Raw genomic sequence first — 22,009 nt, 5'->3', positions numbered from 1 at the left:
TTATTCTCTTGTTGGTTTGAGTGAAGCCATCAACGGCAATCTGCAGCACATCAATAAACCTACGGGTTGTGGCCTGGCCTCGAGTTCTCCGCCAAAGCCTTCAATGATGCTGCGACTCATCGACAACCCCAGCCCCAGCCCGTCTACCTTGCTGGTGTAAAACGGGGTAAACAGTTGCTCAAGCTGCTCGGCACTGACTCCGGGGCCTTGATCCTGCACGCTGATCAGCAGTGCCCCGCCTGCAATTGCCTGAGCCTGCAAAGTGATATTTGAAGCCTGCCCAGGATGCTGCTCGTTGTTGGCGTCTATGGCATTGCGCAGCAAGTTGAGCAGTACTTGCTCCAGCAGCACGCGGTCGGCGTAGACCAGCGCCAGGTTGTCCGGCAATTGCTGCTCGATGTTTACGTTACGCTCGCGGGCTTCCCAGGCGCACAGACTTACGGCCTGACGCGCCACCTCACTGACATCCAGCGCTTGCAGGTTACGTCGACCTTTGCGCAAAAAGCCGCGCAGGCGCTTGATCACTTCGCAAGCGTGGTGGGCATGCAGGTTGATCCGCTCCAGCCCCTGTGCCACTCGCTCTACGGCCTGGGGATTAGTGCCCAGGGTTTGCAGATAACGTTGGCTGGCATTGGCGTAATTGACCACGGCCGCCAGTGGCTGATTGATTTCATGGGCTATCCCGGAGGCCAGTTCACCAAGGGTGATGAGTCGCGCCGTGTGGGCCATTTCGTCCTGATGATGACGTTGTTGGGCTTCGCGCAGTTCGCGCTCACGCATATCCCTCGCCACCAGCGAGAAGAACCGCTCACCGGCGGTCGAACGATGGGCCAGCAATAGCAGCGACACCGGCACCGAGGGTTCGCCGTTCAAGGGCAGTACGCGGGCTTCACTGCTCCACAACCCATGTTTTTCGGCGCTGCTCCAACCGCTGGCTTCGAGCGTCTCCAAGGTTTGCGCGGTCAGGAACCCGCTTAGCGAAGGCATTCCCTGTGCAGGCAGCAAGCCGAGGATGCGCCGCGCCGCCGGATTGAGATAGGACACCCCGCCAGCGGGATCAATAAACAACACCGGATCGGGGTTGGCCTCGACCACATCCGCCAGCCGCCGCTTGTTTTCTTCGGCCTGAATGCGCGCGGTGATATCCCGCGACACACTGACCACTTCCACCACGGCCCCGGTATAGGTCTCGCGAATTGCCCGGCTCGCCGTTTCGAACCACAGGTAATGCCCCGCGTGATGGCGAATGCGATAAGTCATGGTGTGATAGCCATCGAGTTGCAGGGCATCACGGGCCTGGCGCAGTGCTTGTTTCAGGTCGTGAGAGTGAAACAGGCGCTGCGCCAGGGTGCCGCGTAGGGCCTCGGGCCAATAACCGAGCAAGGTCCAGGACGCCGGAGACGCATCGAGAAAACGCCCGTCAGGGGTATGACGCGAGATCAGGTCCGTGGTGTTTTCGGTAATCAGCCGATACAGACGCCGGGCCTTGGCCGCTTCACGCCCCTCGCGCAATTCGGCACTCGCCTCACGCCCACGCGCCACCACGTATTGGCTGTCGGGGTCGGGGATCAATGTCCACAGCCAGATCTGTTGGTTGCATTGCGCCTCTACCTGCTCAATGGCTCTGCCCTGTTGCAGGCAGGCACGCACCAGCTCGGGCAGGTTGCCTGGCAACAAGGTGATCGCGTAGCTCAGCGCCTTGCCCGCCAGCAGGTCGATCAACGCCCGGTTTGCTTTTAGCGGCAAGCCGTCTGCGTCGAGGATTACAGTGGGTTGAGGATCGTGGATCAGCAGGGAAAGCGGCATTCGGCATCCTGGCGTCTGGGCGATATTTTTTAATATAGTACAACTACTATAGTGCTTAGGTATTACTTCCATATCAAACGCAGAGTGAGCTATAAGTCAGACCGGACATAAAACTGACCCGCTCGCCACCGGCAGAACGGGCAGCCACAGAGCTAACAATCAGCCACCGGAATGACCCTCATGTCGATTTTTGAGCACGGCCTTGAGCCGACTGCCGTAAACCATATAGCCCTGTCCCCGCTGGGTTTTATCGAACGCACCGCCAGTGTCTACCCCGACTACCCTGCCGTGATTCATGGCTCCATTCGCCGCACTTGGGCGCAGACCTACAGCCGTTGCCGCCGCCTGGCCTGTGCACTGGCCGGGCGCGGAATTGGTCAAGGCGATACCGTGGCGGTGATGTTGCCCAATATTCCGGCGATGCTTGAAGCGCATTTCGCGGTGCCCATGATTGGCGCCGTGCTCAATGCCCTCAACGTGCGCCTCGACGCCGAAGCCATCGCCTTTATGCTGGCTCACGGCGAAGCCAAGGTATTGATTGCCGACCGTGAGTTCCATGACGTGGTCCACGCTGCCGTGGCCATGCTTGACCATCCGCCGCTGATCATTGACGTGGACGACCCCGAGTATGGCGAAGGCCAACCGGTCAGCCTGCTGGATTATGAAGCACTGCTCGCGGAAGGCGACCCCGACTATGACTGGCAGTGGCCCGCGGATGAGTGGCAGGCGATTGCCCTGAACTACACCTCCGGCACCACCGGTAACCCCAAGGGCGTGGTGTATCACCATCGCGGCGCTTACCTCAATTCCCTGGGCAACCAGATGGTCTGGGCCATCGGCAACCATCCGGTGTATCTGTGGACCTTGCCGATGTTCCACTGCAACGGCTGGTGTTACCCATGGATCATCACCGCCCTGGCCGGTGTGCACGTGTTTTTGCGTCGGGTAGACCCGCAAAAAATCCTCAATCTGATTCGTGAACATCAGGTCACGCATTTGTGCGGCGCGCCGATTGTGCTCAATGCGCTGGTCAATATGCCCGAGTCCGCCAAGGCCGCCATCGACCACCCGGTGCATGCGATGGTTGCAGGCGCGGCGCCACCGGCCAAAGTGATTGGTGCCGTGGAAGAAATGGGGATCAAGGTGACCCATGTCTATGGCCTCACCGAGGTCTATGGTCCGGTGACCATCTGTGCCTGGCATGACAAGTGGGATGAACAGCCCCTCGCCGAGCGGGCACAGATCAAATCCCGCCAGGGCGTGCGCTACCCTACGCTGGAAGGGGTGATGGTAGCCGACCCGAAAACCCTGATCCCCACGCCCCGTGACGGCGAGACCATGGGTGAGATTTTCATGCGCGGCAACACGGTGATGAAGGGCTACCTGAAAAACCCCAGCGCCACGGCCGAGGCCTTCGAGGGTGGCTGGTTTCATACCGGTGATTTGGCCGTGTGCCACCCGGATGGCTATGTCGAGATTCGTGACCGTCTCAAGGACATCATCATTTCCGGCGGCGAAAATATTTCCACGATTGAAGTTGAAGGCGTGCTGTATCGCCACCCCGGGGTAATGGAAGCGGCAGTGGTTGCCCGCCCGGACGAAAAATGGGGCGAAACGCCGTGCGCCTTTATCACCCTCAAGGCCGACCACCAGCAGGTGCGCGAGACCGAGATCATCGCTTTTTGTCGCGACCATCTGGCTGGCTTCAAAGTACCGCGTACCGTGGTGTTTACCCTGTTGCCCAAGACTTCAACGGGGAAAATCCAGAAGTACGTGCTGCGCGACATGGCCAAAGCGCTTTAACCATCATGTATAGCCGCTGCGCAGCCCATCGCTGCCTCGTGCCTCGCCAGCGGCTACCCAATACGTAACAACGAGGTTCTTATGCCTGAATTCAATGCCCCGCTTCGCGACATGCGCTTTGTCCTGCACGAAGTATTCGAAGCCCCTGCGCTTTGGGCCCGGCTGCCAGTACTGGCTGACCATGTGGATGCCGACACCGCCGATGCAATTCTCGAAGAAGCAGCCAAAGTCACCGGACAATTGATTGCCCCGCTCAACCGCAGTGGCGACGAGGAAGGCGCACAGTGGCAAGCCGGTCAGGTCAGTACGCCCAAAGGCTTTAAGTCAGCCTATGACACCTATATCGAAGGTGGCTGGGTTGGGTTGTCGGGCAACCCGGAGTTTGGCGGCCTTGGCATGCCGAAAATGCTCTCGGTGCAATTCGAAGAAATGCTCTACGGCGCCAACTCCAGCTTTGCCCTGTACTCGGCACTCACCAGTGGTGCCTGCTTGGCCATCGACGCCCATGCCAGCCATGACCTTAAAAGCACTTACTTGCCACCTCTGTATGAAGGCCGCTGGGCCGGGTCCATGTGCTTGACCGAAGCCCATTCCGGCACGGACCTGGGGATTATCCGCACCCGCGCCGAGCCGCAGGCAGACGGCAGTTTCAATATCAGCGGGAGCAAGATTTTCATCACTGGCGGCGACCAGGACCTGACCGAAAACATCATCCATCTGGTGTTGGCCAAACTGCCGGACGCGCCAGCCGGGCCACGGGGCATTTCCTTGTTTTTAGTGCCCAAGGTGCTGGTCAATGCCGATGGTTCGCTGGGGCACGGCAATGCCGTGAGCTGCGGCTCCATCGAACACAAAATGGGGATCAAGGCTTCTGCCACCTGCGTGATCAATTTTGACGCCGCTCGCGGCTGGCTGATCGGCGAAGCCAACAAGGGCCTGGCAGCCATGTTTACCATGATGAATTACGAGCGTTTGTCGATCGGCATTCAGGGTATCGGTTGCGCTGAAGCTTCCTATCAAAATGCCCGTACCTATGCCCGTGAACGCCTGCAAAGCCGTGCACCTACCGGGGCTGTGGCGCCGGACAAGATGGCTGACCCGATCATCGTTCATCCCGATGTGCGGCGCATGCTGTTGAGCATGAAGGCCATGACCGAGGGCGGTCGGGCATTTGCCAGTTATGTGGGCCAGCAATTGGACCTGGCCAAGTTCTCGACCGAGCCTCAGGAGCAACAGGAAGCCAGTGCGCTGGTAGCCTTGCTGACGCCCGTGGCCAAGGCTTTTTTCACCGACACCGGGTTCGACAGCTGCGTGCTCGGCCAGCAAGTATTCGGCGGGCACGGCTATATTCGTGAGTGGGGCCAGGAGCAACTGGTTCGAGATGTGCGCATTGCGCAGATTTATGAAGGCACCAACGGCATTCAGGCGCTGGACTTGCTGGGCCGTAAAGTGCTGGCCAATGGTGGGGTGACCTTGCGCATGTTTACCGCACAGATCCGCGACTTTGCCACCCAACCCGGCAAGCCTTACGCCAGCGAGCTGCTCGAAGCCGTCCAGAGGCTTGAAGACCTCAGCGACTGGCTGCAAGCACGGGCCAGGGTCAACCCCAACGAAACGGGCGCTGCCTGTGTCGAGTATCTGCATCTGTTCGGCTATGTAGCGTACGCCTGGCTATGGGCGCGCATGGCCGATGTGGCGCAACGCTCGCTGAGCGCCGATCCGGCGTTCTACAGCGCCAAACTGGCAACCGCACGGTTCTATTTCAACCGCCTGCTGCCACGCACCTTGAGTCTTGAACAAGCAATCCGGGCCGGGAGTGATTCGCTGTTCGAACTCGACGCCGCAAACTTTTAGTCCCTTCGATAAAACGGCGGCCTGCTAAGGGCCGCCGCGTAGTGTTGCAGCATGGTCTGGGGAACTAAATGCTCAGCTCATCCAGCAGCAATACTTCACGATGTACCAGCAGCTCACCCACCGCGTGGGCCATCGCCTGATAGTGGGCAGTGGTTTTGTGGTGCTCGAAGGCCTCCATATCTGCCCAGCCTTCAATAAACACAAAGCACTCGGGGTCAGTACGATCCACGTGCAAGTCATAGAAAAGGCAGCCCGGCTCGGCTCGTGAACCTTCGACACAGGCGCGCAATGCCTGTTCGACAGTTTTGCCATGCCCTGATTTGGCACGCAACGTGGCAACAGTCTTGATGATTTGAGACATATCTACTTCCTACAGCTTTCGGTGACTTAAGCGCTCAATAGTTGCGCAATTTTATCCTTGATGAGGAGCCTTTGCTCCTTGAGCTTGCGCAGCACATCATCCGGCACACCGATTGCAGCGTTGGCTTCGGCGTCAACAACTTCGGCATCTTTTTCGCTGTACTGCACAAACAGTTGGTTCAGATGAGCGTTTTCGCTACGAAACTTGCTCACGGCCTCATTAGTAAGCCCCAAGTCCTGTAACAAGTCGTGCTTGACTGGCATATCTACACCTCATGGACGTTTCAGTAACGGGATCAGGCGCTGTGATCGAGCCCGATCAAAAATACGCGGTTCACTGTGAACCCACCTAAGCAATAGCACGCAATAGGTCACTCAGAAAGCCAAACGCTGATTATTAGTCATGCTGCCTGCCCTTTACCCGTAAACACGAGCCCGGACTTCAGAGCGTCTTGAACAGCAGTCTCACTCATCAGGCGCCAATTTAATGGCTAAAAAATATAAAGTGATATTTTTTTGACTTTTATCGCTTCTGAACATGGGTTTGGGTATTTTCAAATGCTAAGATGCTGACTTTCCTACACGAATTAAAGTGAAGTACTACTCTTGTCGACAAAGACTAGGTCGGGCTGAAATAAAATATACGGTCAGGGCTGACTTATAACTATGCCAATCGTCATTCTATTGGCGCCATAACAAAGTTAACCCTCAAGGCGATAGCTGATTGCTCCTCATGGACGACAGTACTAAACGCCTTAAAATATGCTTATCCCTGGGGGGACGTTACGCTTGGTTCATATCAGTTTGGCCATCAGCGGATTGCTCGATCAACAGATCGTATTGCGCGCTGGCGGCTTGTATTGGGTCTCGGTCGATCAGCCGGCGGACGCAAGGTTGCTGGCTCGCCAATTTCTGGAAGCCATCCCCGAGCACGTTCCTGCAACGCTGATTGCTGGTGCCGGTTCGGTGCAGAGCATCATCAGTGAGCTGGCTCCTGATCGCGGCCCGGACAAACTCAAGTTGTTCGAAATCGAGAAGCGGGTTATCGATCGCGGACTGGCGACGTTGACCCGTGATCTTGGCCGTGCGGGCATTGCCCCCTCAAGCCCGATACTGCTGATTTTGCCTTCAAGCAGTTGGCCTGAAACCATCAAGGCCTCACAGTTGAAACGCTGGTGTGAGCGTGTGATTGCCTGGCTGCAAGCGCACGACGCAACGTTATTGCTGATCACCCACGGCGAAGCTGCACTGCTGCACAAACAGTTGCTGCAAATAAATCAGACCCTGTCCGGTTTAAGCCATCTGTATCGCTATAACGGTGATCTGCGCTACCAGTTGAATTTCTGGCACAACGATCTGGGCGTCAGTGCGGGCCAGGAGTTCAAGCTTTCGGTGCAGGACAATGCCCTGAGCGTGATCCCGCAGTCCGAGGTCTATACCCAGCCACGGGTGGCCGACGATCAGCACGTGTACCTCGCCGAGCGCACCGTACTGGAAGGTGCACCGTCGATGTCCAAGCACTGGTATCTGTTCGAGAACCGCGAAGCGTTGCTCGCAGCGGTCCAGACAGCCCGTGCTGCCACGGTCATCGTGGGTATCGACAACAGCTACCAGTTACTGGAATTGGCCCAGCAACTGCACGATATGCGTGAGCAATGCGGCCCTGATCTGAAGATCGTGGTGCGGGAAATGGAACCCTCGGTGCGCTACCGCGATGAACGTTTGTTGCTGGCGTGCGGGGCTAACTTGATTGTGCCTGACGGCACCCTGCTGTCACGGTTCCTGAGCATGCTCGAAAGCGTTCAGGGCCAGCGCTGGCAATACACCCAGAATATCGACTTTGCGACACTGCTTGAACGCCAGCGCCCGCCACAGATTCGCGGCCTGGTGAGCCCTCGCGTGTTCTACGAAACCATCGAGCAGATCTACGAGGATAGCTCGGGTGAGGTGACTCACCAGTTGATGAAGTTCCAACCGGTTCCCGGGCTAAGCGAAGAGCTGTTTCTGAACCAGATGTGCCTGCGCCGTTTCGGCGACATCGCGTGCTTGTTGGGCGATGAGTTGTACCTGTTTCTGTTTGCCTGCCGCGCCGACGGCCTGGACCCGGCACTGGGCAATATCTGCCGCCTGCCCTGGCGTGACATGTTCGTCCAGCGTCGCGTGCTGAGCGGGCTCTCCGATCTGCCTGAAGAGGCCTTTATGCAGGCGGATTCGGTGCCCTCGTATTTACATATCCCGATCGAGAACACGGTCTTGCAGGCAGCACCTGGCGTCAATGAACGAGCGCCACTAACCCCCAAAAGATTAACACTGCCTATCAGTGAGCACCGTCATGACGTTTCTTGAGCTGCTTGATGTCATCGCCCTGACCTGCGTGGTGACCATATTGCTGACGCTGTTTTGGCAGCGCATCCGGATGTACCTGAAAAGTCATTTCGAGCAGTACCTGTCGCCTCGCTACTTGAAATCACGCGGCGTTCGACGTCGCGCACCTGCCAGTCCTGCTCAGAGAACGCCCGATGAGTCTGTATAAATCCGATGCCGCGGCACAAAAAATTGCCGGGGCATGGCGCGGCCTGGGGGCCTGGAACCTGTATTTTCTGGCCAAGTTCCTGCTGGCCTGGACAGGCCATCTTAATTTTCAGGTATTGCCCAACCTGATCTTTGCTGTGGTCCTGCTGATTCCCATTACCCACCCGATACTGCGCCGTGTACGTACGCTGGTTGCCATTCCGGTGGCTGTGGCGCTCTTTTACCAGGACACCTGGTTCCCGCCGTTCAGCCGCCTGCTGGCACAGCCCGGCGTTCTGGACTTTTCTTTCGTCTACATCGTCGAGTTGCTGGGACGCTTTATCGACTGGCAAGTGTGCGCCATGTTGTTGTTGCTGATCGTCGGTTATATCTTCCTCAGCCAGTGGCTACGCCTGACCACCTTCACCCTGCTGGGTTTTGCCTGGTTGGGCATGGGTAACCTGCAATGGCTGCTGCCACCTGCTGCCGCGCCGCAAATGGCAGGCACTCAGGCGCCAACCGGGCAGCAACGCTCAATGGTTATCTGGACAAGTTTTATCTCAGCGAGTCGACGCGCAAGGTCGAATTCAAGGAGCCTACGGTCAAGCCGCAGCCGTTCGACCTGCTGGTAATCAATATTTGCTCCATGGCCTGGGACGACCTGGAGGCTGTGGGGTTGCGTGACAACTCGCTGTTCAGCCAGATGGACGTGATTTTCGACAACTTCAATTCGGCTACCGCCTACAGCGGCCCGGCGGCGATTCGTGTGTTGCGCGCCAGTTGCGGTCAGACCTCCCATGCGCAGCTGTACAAACCACCGGCAGATCAGTGCTTGTTGTTCGATGACTTGCGCAAGCTTGGCTTCTCCAATGAACTGATGCTTAACCACACCGGGGCATTCGACGGCTTCCTCCAGGAAGTTCGCGAACAAGGCCAGCTTCCGCCTGCGGCACTGGGTGTGGTGCCGGCAGGCTTGCCACGGACCTACGTCGGTTTTGATGGCTCGCCGATCTGGCGCGACCGCGATGTGCTGAGCAAGTGGTGGCAACACCGCCTGGCCGAAGACACACCGAGCATGGCGCTGTTCTACAACACCACCAGCCTGCACGACGGCAACCGCCAGGTGCAGTCCGATGGCGGCACCCAACCGGCTGACTACAGCAGTCGTGCACAGATCCTGCTCGATGACCTCAATGCGTTCCTTAAAGAACTGCAAAAAAGCGGGCGCCGCGTCGTGGTAGCCATCGTGCCCGAGCACGGTGCGGCGCTGCATGGTGACCGGATGCAGATTGCCGGCATGCGCGAAATCCCGAGTGACTCCATCACGCATGTACCAGTGGGTATCAAGCTGATCAATATGGGCGACAACGCTCAAACCCAGCCGGTACACATCGGCGAACCAAGCAGCTACCTGGCCGTGGCGGAAATCATTGCGCGCCTGTATGCCGATCCGGCACTGGGTAACGGCCAGACCGTGGACTGGTCGAAACTGCTCACCGACCTGCCGCGAACCCCGAAAGTATCGGAAAACTCAGGGACAGTTGTGCTGGATTACAACGGCAAGCCCTATGTGCGAATCAAGGAGAATGGCGGATGGCTGCCCTACCCACAGCGGTTCAAATAAGCGCCGATATTCTGTCACGCAGACAGCGGGCCGATGACATCGCGCGCCTCAAATCGATGATGGAGTTGCACGCACTGGAATATGTCGACGTGTCGGCCCATATGGAGCTGTTGCAGGCTTTCGAACGGTGGCCGTTGCTGGCCTACCTGGAGGCACAGTACCAACTGCCCGTTGACCTGCAAAAACACAAGGAGCCAAGCTCATGATTGCCATGAGTTTGCGTGGCGTTCGTGGTGGCGTGGGCACCACTTCGACACTGGCGGCTCTGGGTTATGCACTGCATGAACTGGGGCAGAAAGTCCTGTTGGTAGACATGTGCCCGGAGAACTCCCTCGGCCTGCATTTCAACCTCAACCTGGCCCCGCGCGAAGGCTGGGCCAGGGCGACGCTGGATCAACAGCCGTGGCATGAACACGCCTGGAGTGTCGAGCCCGGCCTCTGTGTGCTGCCTTATGGGCAGGTGCAGCCGGCCGAATACACCCGCCTGGATGCCCTGCTGCTTGAGCAGCCGCAACTCTGGAGCCAGCGTCAGGCCGCGCTGGCGGATGCGTTTGACTGGGTACTGTTCGATCTGCCGCAGCGTTTGCCAGGGCACGCGGCCAACCCCCACTGCGATATTGCAGTGATGGTGCTCAATGCCGATGCCGCCTGCCACGTGCTGTTGCAGCCGCTACTGGCGAAAAAGCCGTTGTTTCTGGTTAACCGTTTCGATGCCGCCAGCCAGTTACAGCGCGATCTGGTGCTGATCTGGCAACATCGCTATACCCAATCGCTGGTACCCCTGAGCCTGCATGCGGACGAAGCGATGGGTGAAGCCCTGGCCAGAAGCGAGCCTGCCGGTCGCTATGCACCGGGCAGCCTGATTGCCCACGACATTATCAGCCTGGCCAGTTGGTGCCTGCTGCGTGGCCGGAGGCCTGCATGATATCGCGCTGGTTTCCCTATACACGCTTGCGTCGTGAGCAAAACTGCACCCGCTTTACTGCCTTCACCATGGCGCTGATTCAAGCCCTGGGCTGGGTTTTCCTGCGCCTTGAGTCACCCAACTGGAAAGCCCTGCGTGCACAACAGTGGCGCCTGTACCCGCATCTGGCCAACAAGCGCTCCACCATTGGCGACCCGCTGCGCTACATCGTGCAAACCTTGTGGCTGCTGGTAGTGCGAACCCCCAATCTGGATCAGATCGGGCGCAAGCGTACCCGCCGTCGTGTTGGCGCGTATGTGTCGGCCGTACTCAATATTGTGCAACGGCCATGGAACCTGCTGTCCAACTCCTTTGAGCATTTACCCGCGGCCCTCAGCCCGCAAGTGAGCAAAGGCTCGCACTGGTGGAGCACCATGCGCTGGCCAACGCGCAAGGTGCTTTACATCGCCCTGGGTACACTGGCAGTGGCGTTGATCGTGCTGTGTATCACCGAACCCTTCGGTTACCTGGCGCAACTGGTGTTTGTGATACTGCTGTGGGTACTGGCAATGCTGGTGCGACGCATGCCGGGGCGCTTTCCTACCCTGTTGCTGATCGTGCTGTCGATCATTGTTTCGTGCCGTTATCTGTGGTGGCGCTATACCTCGACCCTGAACTGGAACGACAACCTGGATCTGGTGTGTGGCTTGATCCTGCTGATCGCCGAAACCTACTCCTGGCTGATTTTGCTGCTGGGCTATGTGCAGACCTCCTGGCCACTGAACCGTCAACCGGCGCAACTGCCACCCGATACCGATGAATGGCCGGTGGTGGATCTGTTGATTCCGACCTACAACGAAGAGTTGTCGGTGACCCGGGGCACGGTTTACGCGGCTCTCGGGCTGGACTGGCCGAAAGACAAATTGCGCATCCATTTGCTCGATGACGGCAACCGTCCAAGCTTCAAGACGTTCGCCGAAGAAGTGGGCATCAATTACATTGCCCGTACCGATAACCGCCACGCCAAGGCTGGCAATCTCAACCATGCCCTGACGTTGATCGATGGCGATCTGGTGGCGATTTTCGACTGCGACCACATGCCCGCCCGTTCCTTCCTGCAATTGACCGTGGGCTGGTTTCTGCGTGATCCGAGCCTGGCACTGGTGCAAACCCCGCACCACTTTCTCTCGCCGGATCCGTTCGAGCGCAACCTGGGTACATTCCGCAATCGCCCCAACGAAGGCGAGCTGTTTTACGGCTTGATCCAGGACGGTAACGACATGTGGAACGCCGCGTTCTTTTGCGGCTCTTGCGCCATCGTCCGGCGTACCGCAATCGACTCCATTGGTGGCTTTGCGGTCGAAACCGTGACCGAGGATGCCCACACTGCCCTGCGTCTGCATCGTAATGGCTGGACCTCGGCCTATCTGCGCATCCCCCAGGCTGCCGGCCTGGCGACCGAAAGCCTGTCGGCGCATATCGGTCAGCGTATCCGTTGGGCGCGAGGCATGGTGCAGATTTTCCGTACCGACAACCCGTTGCTGGGTAAGGGCCTGACGATCTTCCAGCGCATCTGCTACACCAACGCCATGATGCACTTTCTGGTGGGCTTGCCGCGGCTAGTGTTCCTTACTGCCCCGCTGGCCTTTTTGTTGCTGCACGCCTACATCATCTATGCCCCGGCCGTGATGATTCTGCTCTACGTGTTGCCGCACATGATCCACGCCAGCCTGACCAACTCGCGAATGCAAGGCGCGTATCGCCAGACATTCTGGGGGGAGGTCTACGAAACGGTACTGGCCTGGTACATCGCTCGGCCCACCACCGTGGCCTTGTTCAGTCCGTCGCGGGGCAAGTTCAACGTCACCGCCAAGGGCGGCATGATGGAAGAAAACCAGTTTGACTGGCAGACCGCCAAGCCATACCTGGTGCTGTCGCTGCTCAATGTGTTGGGTCTGGGGTTTGCCGTCTGGCGCCTGTTTACCGGGCCCAAGGATGAGATTTTCACCGTGCTGGTCAGTGTGCTGTGGGTGGTTTACAACCTGCTGATCATCGGTGCCGCGGTAGCCGTTGCAGCTGAAGTGCGTCAGGTGCGTCACACCCACCGCGTGCTCACACGTTTGCCAGGCGCGATCAGGTTGGCCGACGGCCATAGCTATCCCTGTGAGCTGGTGGACTACTCGGACGGCGGTGTCGGCCTGCAACTCAGCCAGCCGCAACAACTGCCTGTCGGTACACCGGTGTCGCTGATTCTTCAGCGCGGCAACCGCGAGTTTGTGTTCACCGGCATGCTGACTCGCTCCCATGATTTGTTTATGGGCTTGAGCTTTGCCCAGTTGCCGCCCGAACAAAAAATTGCGTTCGTGCAGTGCACCTTTGGCCGCGCCGATGCATGGCTCGATCACAACAGCGGATTTGAAGCCGACAAGCCGATCCAGAGTCTCAAAGAGATTCTCGCCCTTGGTGTTAAGGGCTACTACCGCCTCTACGAATACATGCCAGCCTGGCTACGCCTGATGGCACGACCTTTTTTACGCGTTTTCCAGTGGCTGGGCAGCTTTTTGCCGCGCATGCCAAAAGCGCCCACCCCCTTATCTTCCGGCCAGTGAGCAGATCATGAGTCGCATAACTAAAAAAGTAATCTTCGCCAGCCTCGCGCTGATGACCTTCGCCTCACAGCTGATGTCGGCCCCCTTGCCTTTACCCGGCAATTCATCTGTATCCACTGCACTGCCAAAACCACCGGCCGAGCACACGGACCAGGTGTTGCCAAGTTGGCCGGTGACCTACACCTTTGAGCAACTGGGGCGCGCTTCCGACACCCTATTGCTGGGTATCAACAGCGCCGAGCAAGTAGAGTTCGGCCTGCGTCGCGACCGAATCGCCAGTGATGCCAGCCTGCAACTGGAATACACGCCCTCGCCTGCGCTGATCCCGACGCTGTCGCATATCCGGGTTTACCTCAACGACGTGCTGATGGGCGTGCTGCCGATCGAGAAAGACCAGCTGGGGCGCAAAACCTCGCAGAAAATGGCTCTTGATCCACGACTGATTTCGGACTTTAACCGGGTACGCCTGGAGTTTATCGGTCACTACACCGATATCTGCGAAGATCCGGCCAACAACACCTTGTGGGTCAATATCAGCCGTGGCAGCGGCATCGTTCTGCAAGAACAGGCCTTGAGCCTGCAAAATGACCTGGCGTTCTTCCCGCTGCCGTTCTTCGATCCACGCAACAACGGCCCGCTGGAGCTGCCGTTTGTGTTCGCCGCCAACCCAACGCTTGGCGAGCAAAAAGCGGCAACCATCCTGGCGTCATACTTCGGTAGCCAGTCCAACTGGCGCGGAGCAAATTTCCCTGTGTTGTTCGACACCCTGCCCAAGGTGCCTAACAAGGATGCAATCCAGCCAACAGTCGTGTTCGCCACCAACGATCACCGACCTGCATTCATGAGTGATCTGGAAAAATTCCCGGCCGTGACGGCACCTGTGGTCGAGATGATTGACCACCCGGATGCGCCTTACAGCAAGATTTTGCTGGTCATGGGCCGCAACGAGGAAGACCTGGCAACAGCCGCCAAGGCGCTCGCGCTGGGTGGTAACCTGCTGCGTGGCTCACGCGTGACCATCGATAAGGTCCAGGAGCTGCAACCGCGTAAACCTTATGACGCCCCGGCCTGGATGCGTACCGACCGGCCCGTGCGCTTTGCCGAGCTGATCTCCTATCCGCAGCAGCTGCAAGTCAGCGGGCTGCAACCACGGCCTATCACCCTGGATGTGAACCTGCCGCCCGACCTTTTTGTGTGGCGCAACCAGGGTATTCCGCTGCGCACGCAATACCGCTACACCGCGCCATCGGCCAATGATGATTCGCGCCTTAACATCAGCCTCAACGACCAGTTCATCACCAGCCTGCCGTTGCTGCGCAAAGACACCAGCAACCTTGAAGAGCTGCGCCTGGCAGTGCTGTCCAATGACACGGCCAACGTCAACGACAAGTTGATCGTACCTTCGTTGAAAATTGGCGACCGCAACCGCCTGCGTTTCGACTTCAACTTCGCCAGCACCATGGGCAGCGCCCAGCGTGATCGCTGCCAGACCATCCTCCCGGCCAACACCCAGGCGATCATCGACGAAGACTCGACGATCGACATGTCCGGCTATCACCACTACATCAGCATGCCGGACCTCAAGGCATTCGCACGTAGCGGCTTCCCGTTCAGCCGCATGGCCGATATGTCGGAATCCATCGTGGTGGTGCCGAGCAAAATCACGCCGACCCAAATCAGCACCCTGCTGGAAGCCGTGGCCAGCATCTCCGCCCGCTCCGGCTACCCGGCCTTTGGCGTGCGCTTGAGCAATGACTGGCAAGCCGCATCCAAGGAAGATGCCGACCTGCTGTTGTTGGGCGAAATGGCCCCCGATATGCGCGACAACCCGGACTTGACCCTGTTGTTGCAGCGCCAGCGCGACATGTTGGTACAGCCTTACGGCACTTCCGGCATCGATGCCAGTAATCGCCGCGGCCCCTCAACTGACGGTCGCAACATGCCGGCCAACCGGGTCGAAGTGACAGCACAAGCACCGATTGCGGCAATTCTGGGCATGCAGTCGCCGTCTCATAACCAGCGCAGTATCGTGGCACTGCTGGGCAATGACGATGCCGACTACAGCCTGCTGCGCGAGGCCTTGGGCGACAGCGGCAAGATGGACGCCGTTGCGGGCTCGGTGGCCTTGATCCGCAGCAGTGGGGTTTACAGCCAACTGGTCGGTGACCAGTACTTCGTCGGCAACCTGCCGTGGTATCTGCTGCTGTGGTATCAGCTGTCTGAACACCCGGTGTTGCTGGCAGTACTGGCGGTGATCAGCGTGGTGCTCAGTGCATTCCTGTTGTGGCGTGCCCTCAGCTGGGCGGCCAACCGCCGCCTGCACAAGGATGACTGAAGCCATGCAACGATTGGCGGCACTCGCCCTGACTCTGACCCTAGGCTGCGCTCCTCTGGTGGCGAGTGCAGCATCCTGTAACTGGCCCGCCTGGGACAGTTACAAAAAAGCCATGATGAGCAACGATGGACGCATCATTGATGGCTCCTCGGAGCAGATGATCACCACCTCCGAGGGCCAAAGTTACGGGCTGTTTTTCGCCCTGCTCGGCAACGACAGGAAAAGCTTCGCCAGCATTCTCAACTGGAGCCGTAATAACCTGGCCAGCGGCAGCCTTGAGGACCATTTGCCGGCGTGGCAATGGGGGCGTGCCAAAAACGGCAAGTGGCAAATCCTGGACACTAACAATGCCAGTGATGCCGATCTGTGGATCGCCTATAGCTTGCTTGAAGCAGGACGCCTGTGGCAGTGGCCGCAGTACGTGGCGCTGGGGCAAAACATGCTCTGGCGCACTGCCGCGCAAAGTCTGCGCAAGATGCCCGGCCTGGGCCTGATGCTGTTGCCGGGGGATGTCGGTTTTGACAGCCCCCAAGGCTGGCGCCTGAACCCCAGCTATTTGCCGCCACAACTGCTGGCACGGTTTGCCCGCATCTCTCCGGTCTGGGCGGAATTGGCGCGTAATCAACAGCGCATGCTGATCGAAGGCTCACCCAAGGGTTTTGCGCCTGACTGGCTGTTGTGGAAGGCCGGTGGCGGCTGGGCTCCCGACCCCAAGGACGGCTCGCTCGGGGACTACGATGCAATTCGGGTCTATTTGTGGGTCGGCATGCTGGCTCAGGACGCGGCCAACCGCCAAACCCTGCAGCAGCACTTTGCGCCCATGGCCAGCCTCACCCAGACCCTGGGCTATGTGCCAGAAAGCGTTAATGCCCTGACTGGCAAGTACACCGGCAAGGCCCCGGTGGGGTTTTCTGCTGCAATGCTGCCACTGCTGGCCAGTCTCGATTCCCCTGCGCTGGCAGTACAACAGGCACATGTACAACAGCAACCGCCTGCGGCCGATGCTTATTACAACCAGTCACTGCTGATGTTTGGCCAAGGCTGGGATGAACAACGCTATCGCTTTGACAAGGATGGACAGCTTTTACCAGCGTGGGCCAACACATGCCAAAACTAACAACATGGGCGCTTCTGTTCAGCGGGTTGTCCTCTGCCGCCATTGCCCAACCGAACACCGTGCAGGAACAGCAGCAGTGGCTACTGGAGCAGGTGCGGATCGGCGAAGCGATGTACCGCGAAGACCTGGTGCGTGACTCACTGGCGCGGTTGCAACTGATCGCACCGAACAACCCGCAAGCGCTGATGGCTTCGATTCGCCAGGCCTTGCTGGACAAGAATCCTGAACTGGCCAACCAGCGTCTGGCCAAGTTGCAAAGCATTGCCCCAAACTCTGCGGCGCTACGTCAAGCGCAGAGCCTGATGAAGCTGCAAGACCCGCAAAGCCAGAAGGACTTGCAACAGGCACGACTGTACGCCGCTGCCGGCCGACCGGATGAAGCGGCGGCGATTTTCGAAAAGCTGTTCGGCAATGACCCGCCGGATTTCGCCACGGCCCTGGAATACCTGCGCATCCGCAGCAACATCCCGGGCCAGCACCCCAAGGTCATCGAGCAGTTGCAGGTCCTGGACAAACAGTACCCCGGCAACGTCGGTCTGCGCCAAACCCTGGCCGACCTGCTGTTTCGGGAAAACCGCGCCCCCGAAGCCCTGGCCGTATTGCAACAACTGTCCACCGATCCGCTGGCCAGTAACGCGGCGGCCGAGCGCGAATACATCTACCTCAATACATTGCCCGTCAATGGCTCTACGGCCCGGGCCTGGCAATCGTTTGTCGGCCGTTACCCGTCCTCGCCACTGATCGGCGAAGCCAGTAAAAACCTGCAACAGCAGCAGCATTTGCTCGGCGACCCGGCCTGGATTGCCGGGGCACAAGGCAAGCAGATGATCGATCAGTCGCGCAACCCGGTTGCAGCTGAAGGCCTGTTGCGCCGTGCCCTCAAGCAATACCCCGAAGATCCGACCCTGTATGGCGCGCTGGGCATGGCCCTGTTTCGCCAGGGCCGCTATGCAGAGTCGAGTGCCAACTTCGCCACGGCGCGGACCAAGGATCAGGACACCTCCAATATCAGCAAGTGGCAGGACCTGATGGATGCCAGCCGCTACCGCATGCTGCTCAGCCAGGGCGACAAGGCCCTGGAGCAGAATAACCTTGCAGTGGCGCGCAAAGCCTATACCCAGGCGCGCAAGGCCAAGGCCAGCGATGCCGACCCGGTGATCGGGCTGGCAAACATTGCCCTCGCCGAGCACAACGACATCCAGGCCGAAGCCTTGCTGTTGCAGGCCCGACGCCTGGAGCCCGGCAATGGCGGTGCCGTCCGTGCTCTGGTGCGCTTGTACAGCGCGCAGTCACCACAAAAAGCCAAGGATTTTCTCAATAGCCTGCCGCCTTCCAGTCAAAAGGACTTCGCCGGGCTGCGCCAGAGCATGGCGCTGGACGAACTGAACCAGCAAGCCGACGCGGCGGCGGCACGCAAGGACTGGCCGCAAGTCGTGGCGTTGCTCAGCAAGATTCGTGAGCTGACCCCCGATGAACCTTGGCTGACTTACCGCCTGGCAAACGCCCAGCGTGAAATCAACCAACCGGGTGCGGCAGATGACAGCTTCAAGCAACTGATTCGCCGTCAGGGGCAAAACCCCGAAGCACTGTATGCCTATGCGCTTTACCTGTCGGGTACCGATCGAGATGCCAGTGCCTTGAGCGTGCTGGAGCAACTGCCCAAGACGCAGTGGACCGACTCCATGCGTGAACTGGACACCCGCTTGCAACGCAACGTACTGGTGGCCCGCGCCGATAGCCTGCGGGCTGCCGGACAAGAGCCGCAGGCCATTGCCCTGCTGATGAAGAACCCGGATAACGACGACCTGATGACGGTCGCCGGTTGGGCCCAGGAGCGTGGAGATTTTACCCAGGCGCAAAATCTCTATGCCCAGGTGTTGAGAAAGCAACCTGGCAATACTGATGCACGATTGGGGCAAATCGAAACCCTGATTGCCAGTCAGCAACTGCCCCCTGCCCGCCAGCAGCTGACACAATTCCAGCCCGCACCAGGGACTGTGCTGACTCCTTCGCAACAACGTCGTGTGGCCAATGCCTGGGTCGCCGTGGGCGAGCCCGACAAGGCCCAGGCCATTTATGCCCAGTTGCTCAAGTCACCCCAGGCCGACCCTCTGATGTACCGCGATGCGGCACGGCTGATAGCGGTCAAGCAACCGCAACAGGCGCTGGACTACTACGCCAAAAGCATGGCCGCGGCGGGCTTGCTTGCACCTGAGCAGGCTAACCCACGTGACAATCGCGCCATGACCATGGCCAGTCGCGAAAAGGACGATGACCAATGGCTGGCCAGTAGCCTGCGCAGTGATGTGGATGAACTGTACCAGCGGCAAAACCCTACGGTTCACCTGTACACCGATTACGGCTGGCGTTCGGACAAAGCCTCTGCCGGTACTTCCGATACCGACACGCGCACCACCATCCTGCAGCTGGACCTGCCGATTGCCGATGGCACCGGGTTTGTCCGGGCCGAACAGCTGAGTATGGACGCGGGTCAATTCAAGGCCGATCCGGACGGCCTCGTTCGTGAGAATTACGGCACCTGTGCGGTGGCGGTCAATCGCAAGGGCACCAGTGGCCCGAACTTCTCGGGTTGCGATGACCGTTCTCAATCGGCTAACGGCACCATGATGGCGGCCGGTTGGAAAAACGAGGTCTGGAACGTCGATATCGGCCGCACTCCGGATACCTTCAAAGTACCCAATTGGCTGGGAGGCGTAGCCTACAGCAGCAAGATTGCTTCAGTGGGCTGGACTCTGACCGGTTCGCGTCGCCCATTGAGCAACTCAATCCTGTCTTATGCCGGTGCAACCGATCCCAATACCGGCGTCACCTGGGGCGGCGTGACCTCGAACGGTCTGACCCTGAGCCTGAGCCACGACGAAGGTGGCGTGGACGGTGTCTGGGCCAGCCTGGGGCAGCACTGGTTACGCGGCAAGAATGTCGAAGACAACCACAAGAGCACAGCCATGGCGGGTTATTACTATCGCTTGGTCGAACGCGCCGACGAGCGTATGCGCACCGGCCTGACGCTGATGTACTGGGGTTATGACAAGGACTTGAGCGAGTACACCCTGGGCCAGGGCGGTTATTACAGCCCGCAGAAGTACTACTCGATTGGCGTACCGCTGAACTACGCATTCCGCACCCCGAACTGGTCGGTGTCACTGGAAAGCTCGGTGAGTTGGTCGTATTCCAAAAGCGATGCCAACGACCTGTACCCACTCAGCGGGCTGAATGACAAAATCCTGCAGGTGGTGGATCAGGAAGGCTACAAGCTGGCCGACCCCCTGGGACAAACTTCGGGCGGCAGCAGCACAGGCATTGGCTATCGTTTACAAGGGCTGGTGGAGCGCAGGCTGACGGACAACCTGGTGCTGGGAGGCGGCTTGCTCTATCAACACAGTGAAAGCTACGCCCCAAGCCGGGCGATGCTTTATCTGCGCTATACCTTCGATACTTGGCAAGGCAACTTGCCGATGCCGGTGCAACCGTTGATACCTTATGCCGACTTCAGGTAACGGCGCCTGATTGTAGCCGCTGCCGAAGAACGAAGGCTGCGATAAGGGGCGAAGACCCACCCTTCCCGGCCCATCGCAGCCTTTGTTCCTCGGCAGCGGCTACATTGACGGTTAGCGCTTGACCGGCGTACGCATGGTCACGAACTCTTCGGCAGCCGTCGGGTGAACACCGATGGTTTCGTCGAAATGCTGCTTGGTCGCGCCTGCTTTCAGAGCAATCGCCAACCCCTGCACGATCTCACCGGCTTGCGGGCCAACCATGTGGCAACCCAGCACCTTATCGGTTTGCGCATCGACCACCAGCTTCATCAGCGTACGCTCCTGGCACTCAGTGAGCGTCAGTTTCATCGGCCGAAAGCTGCTCTCGAAAATCTGCACCTTGTGCCCCGCTTCAATTGCCTGTTCTTCGCTCAGGCCCACGGTGCCGATGTTGGGCAGGCTGAACACCGCTGTCGGGATCATCCGGTAATCCACCGCACGGTATTGCTCAGGCTTGAACAGTCGACGTGCAACCGCCATGCCTTCTGCCAGCGCCACCGGTGTCAATTGTACGCGGCCGATAACATCACCAATGGCCAGAATCGACGGTTCGGCACTCTGGTACAGATCGTCCACTTCGACAAAACCGCGCTTGTCGAGTTTGACCTCGGTGTTCTCCAGGCCCAGGTTGTCGAGCATCGGGCGACGGCCAGTGGCGTAAAACACGCAATCGGCAATCAGCTCGCGCCCGTCTTTAAGCGTGGCCTTGAGGCTGCCATCGGCCTGCTTGTCGATACGCTCAATATCGGCATTGAACTGCACGTCCATACCGCGACGGGTCAGTTCTTCATGCAAATGCTTGCGCACTGCGCCATCAAAACCGCGCAGGAACATGTCGCCGCGATACAGCAAGGAGGTTTCGGCCCCCAAGCCGTGGAAAATCCCGGCAAACTCAACCGCGATATAGCCACCGCCCACCACCAGCACACGCTTGGGCAGCTCCTTGAGGAAAAACGCCTCGTTGGAACTGATTGCGTGCTCATGGCCCGGGATTTCAGGGATTTGCGGCCAGCCACCGGTTGCGATCAGGATATGTTTGGCAGTGTGGCGCTGACCGTTGATTTCCACCTCATTAGGCCCGGTCAGTTTCGCGTGGCCTTCGATCAAGGTCACGCCACTGTTGACCAGCAGGTTGCGGTAAATGCCGTTCAGGCGATTGATCTCGCGATCCTTGTTGGCGATCAGGGTTGCCCAGTCAAAGTTGGCTTCGCCAAGCGTCCAGCCAAAGCCTGAGGCCTGCTCGAAGTCATCCGCAAAATGCGCACCGTAGACCAGCAGTTTCTTGGGGACGCAGCCAACGTTGACGCACGTCCCGCCCAAGTAGCGGCTTTCGGCCACAGCAACTTTTGCACCGAAACCTGCAGCAAAACGCGCAGCACGCACGCCACCAGAACCCGCACCAATTACAAACAAATCAAATTCGTAGGCCATTTCTCTCTCCTAGGCAGGCCATCAGCATAATCACTCCAGCGCGATTGACCAGCGCGGGAGGTTGCCGAAGGCAAAAAAACGAAAAAGCCACCCGAGGG

At 58.9% G+C, this 22,009-nt stretch carries 14 protein-coding genes and 1 pseudogene; 11 read left to right on the top strand and 4 right to left on the bottom strand.

Going from position 1 to position 22,009, the window contains the following annotated elements; all coding sequences use genetic code 11:
• Positions 1 to 1,806 carry a PAS domain S-box protein gene (locus tag V6L79_RS15445; RefSeq protein ID WP_261742347.1) on the bottom strand — a complete coding sequence of 602 codons (1,806 nt, stop codon included), beginning with the start codon at positions 1,804 to 1,806 and terminating at the stop codon, positions 1 to 3.
• A gap of 180 nt (positions 1,807 to 1,986) precedes the next feature.
• Between V6L79_RS15445 and V6L79_RS15440 the strand changes: the two genes are divergently transcribed.
• Positions 1,987 to 3,609 carry an acyl-CoA synthetase gene (locus V6L79_RS15440; RefSeq protein WP_261742346.1) on the top strand — a complete coding sequence of 541 codons (1,623 nt, stop codon included), beginning with the start codon at positions 1,987 to 1,989 and terminating at the stop codon, positions 3,607 to 3,609.
• An 81-nt stretch (positions 3,610 to 3,690) separates the two neighbouring features.
• Positions 3,691 to 5,463: an acyl-CoA dehydrogenase C-terminal domain-containing protein gene (locus tag V6L79_RS15435; RefSeq protein ID WP_338579111.1), complete on the top strand. Its 1,773-nt coding sequence runs from the start codon at positions 3,691 to 3,693 to the stop codon at positions 5,461 to 5,463.
• A gap of 64 nt (positions 5,464 to 5,527) precedes the next feature.
• Here V6L79_RS15435 and V6L79_RS15430 read toward each other — a convergent pair whose 3' ends face one another.
• A complete protein-coding gene (locus tag V6L79_RS15430; protein ID WP_261742344.1) occupies positions 5,528 to 5,824 on the bottom strand; it encodes a putative quinol monooxygenase in 297 nt (98 codons plus the stop codon).
• A 26-nt stretch (positions 5,825 to 5,850) separates the two neighbouring features.
• Positions 5,851 to 6,087, bottom strand: a complete 237-nt coding sequence (locus tag V6L79_RS15425) for a YdcH family protein (protein ID WP_261742343.1) — start codon at positions 6,085 to 6,087, stop codon at positions 5,851 to 5,853.
• A gap of 525 nt (positions 6,088 to 6,612) precedes the next feature.
• Between V6L79_RS15425 and bcsE the strand changes: the two genes are divergently transcribed.
• From bcsE to bcsC, 9 genes and pseudogenes are all read left to right on the top strand, one after another.
• On the top strand, positions 6,613 to 8,169 hold the full coding sequence (gene bcsE / locus V6L79_RS15420; RefSeq protein WP_261742342.1) for a cellulose biosynthesis protein BcsE: 1,557 nt from the start codon (positions 6,613 to 6,615) through the stop codon (positions 8,167 to 8,169).
• Positions 8,156 to 8,356: a cellulose biosynthesis protein BcsF gene (gene bcsF / locus V6L79_RS15415; protein WP_261742341.1), complete on the top strand. Its 201-nt coding sequence runs from the start codon at positions 8,156 to 8,158 to the stop codon at positions 8,354 to 8,356. The genes bcsE and bcsF overlap by 14 nt, the downstream gene beginning before the upstream one ends.
• Positions 8,343 to 9,958 (top strand): annotated as a pseudogene (gene bcsG, locus V6L79_RS15410) (cellulose biosynthesis protein BcsG). The gene bcsF and the pseudogene bcsG overlap by 14 nt, the downstream one beginning before the upstream one ends.
• Positions 9,928 to 10,164: a cellulose biosynthesis protein BcsR gene (gene bcsR / locus V6L79_RS15405; protein WP_321837062.1), complete on the top strand. Its 237-nt coding sequence runs from the start codon at positions 9,928 to 9,930 to the stop codon at positions 10,162 to 10,164. Before bcsG ends, bcsR begins: the two are co-directional and overlap by 31 nt.
• Positions 10,161 to 10,883 carry a cellulose biosynthesis protein BcsQ gene (bcsQ, locus tag V6L79_RS15400; protein WP_338579110.1) on the top strand — a complete coding sequence of 241 codons (723 nt, stop codon included), beginning with the start codon at positions 10,161 to 10,163 and terminating at the stop codon, positions 10,881 to 10,883. Before bcsR ends, bcsQ begins: the two co-directional genes overlap by 4 nt.
• On the top strand, positions 10,880 to 13,471 hold the full coding sequence (gene bcsA, locus V6L79_RS15395) for a UDP-forming cellulose synthase catalytic subunit (RefSeq protein WP_395246399.1): 2,592 nt from the start codon (positions 10,880 to 10,882) through the stop codon (positions 13,469 to 13,471). The genes bcsQ and bcsA overlap by 4 nt, the downstream gene beginning before the upstream one ends.
• 7 nt (positions 13,472 to 13,478) lie before the next feature.
• Positions 13,479 to 15,806, top strand: coding sequence for a cellulose biosynthesis cyclic di-GMP-binding regulatory protein BcsB (gene bcsB / locus V6L79_RS15390; protein WP_338579109.1), 2,328 nt, complete (start codon positions 13,479 to 13,481; stop codon positions 15,804 to 15,806).
• A 4-nt stretch (positions 15,807 to 15,810) separates the two neighbouring features.
• Positions 15,811 to 16,923 (top strand): cellulose synthase complex periplasmic endoglucanase BcsZ, encoded by a 1,113-nt coding sequence (gene bcsZ, locus V6L79_RS15385; RefSeq protein ID WP_321837063.1) that lies wholly within the window; start codon positions 15,811 to 15,813, stop codon positions 16,921 to 16,923.
• Positions 16,911 to 20,441 (top strand): cellulose synthase complex outer membrane protein BcsC, encoded by a 3,531-nt coding sequence (gene bcsC, locus V6L79_RS15380; RefSeq protein WP_338579108.1) that lies wholly within the window; start codon positions 16,911 to 16,913, stop codon positions 20,439 to 20,441. The genes bcsZ and bcsC overlap by 13 nt, the downstream gene beginning before the upstream one ends.
• A gap of 111 nt (positions 20,442 to 20,552) precedes the next feature.
• On the opposite strand, the gene gorA is transcribed toward bcsC, so the two are convergent.
• Entirely contained in the window at positions 20,553 to 21,911 is a 1,359-nt protein-coding gene (gorA, locus tag V6L79_RS15375; RefSeq protein WP_261742334.1) for a glutathione-disulfide reductase, read from the bottom strand.
• Positions 21,912 to 22,009: the final 98 nt, after the last annotated feature.

This window comes from Pseudomonas sp. ML2-2023-6 (assembly GCF_037055265.1).
Lineage (GTDB): Bacteria > Pseudomonadota > Gammaproteobacteria > Pseudomonadales > Pseudomonadaceae > Aquipseudomonas > Aquipseudomonas kulmbachensis.
The sequence above is the reverse complement of the archived record's forward strand: the minus strand, read 5'-3'. Positions and strand labels throughout refer to the sequence as shown.

Coding starts and splice junctions, on each gene's coding strand:
- V6L79_RS15445 (WP_261742347.1), bottom strand. CDS start 1,806: ATGCCGCTTTCCCTGCTGATCCACGATCCTCAACCCACTGTAATCCTC.
- V6L79_RS15440 (WP_261742346.1), top strand. CDS start 1,987: ATGTCGATTTTTGAGCACGGCCTTGAGCCGACTGCCGTAAACCATATA.
- V6L79_RS15435 (WP_338579111.1), top strand. CDS start 3,691: ATGCCTGAATTCAATGCCCCGCTTCGCGACATGCGCTTTGTCCTGCAC.
- V6L79_RS15430 (WP_261742344.1), bottom strand. CDS start 5,824: ATGTCTCAAATCATCAAGACTGTTGCCACGTTGCGTGCCAAATCAGGG.
- V6L79_RS15425 (WP_261742343.1), bottom strand. CDS start 6,087: ATGCCAGTCAAGCACGACTTGTTACAGGACTTGGGGCTTACTAATGAG.
- bcsF (WP_261742341.1), top strand. CDS start 8,156: ATGACGTTTCTTGAGCTGCTTGATGTCATCGCCCTGACCTGCGTGGTG.
- bcsR (WP_321837062.1), top strand. CDS start 9,928: ATGGCTGCCCTACCCACAGCGGTTCAAATAAGCGCCGATATTCTGTCA.
- bcsQ (WP_338579110.1), top strand. CDS start 10,161: ATGATTGCCATGAGTTTGCGTGGCGTTCGTGGTGGCGTGGGCACCACT.
- bcsA (WP_395246399.1), top strand. CDS start 10,880: ATGATATCGCGCTGGTTTCCCTATACACGCTTGCGTCGTGAGCAAAAC.
- bcsB (WP_338579109.1), top strand. CDS start 13,479: ATGAGTCGCATAACTAAAAAAGTAATCTTCGCCAGCCTCGCGCTGATG.
- bcsZ (WP_321837063.1), top strand. CDS start 15,811: ATGCAACGATTGGCGGCACTCGCCCTGACTCTGACCCTAGGCTGCGCT.
- bcsC (WP_338579108.1), top strand. CDS start 16,911: ATGCCAAAACTAACAACATGGGCGCTTCTGTTCAGCGGGTTGTCCTCT.
- gorA (WP_261742334.1), bottom strand. CDS start 21,911: ATGGCCTACGAATTTGATTTGTTTGTAATTGGTGCGGGTTCTGGTGGC.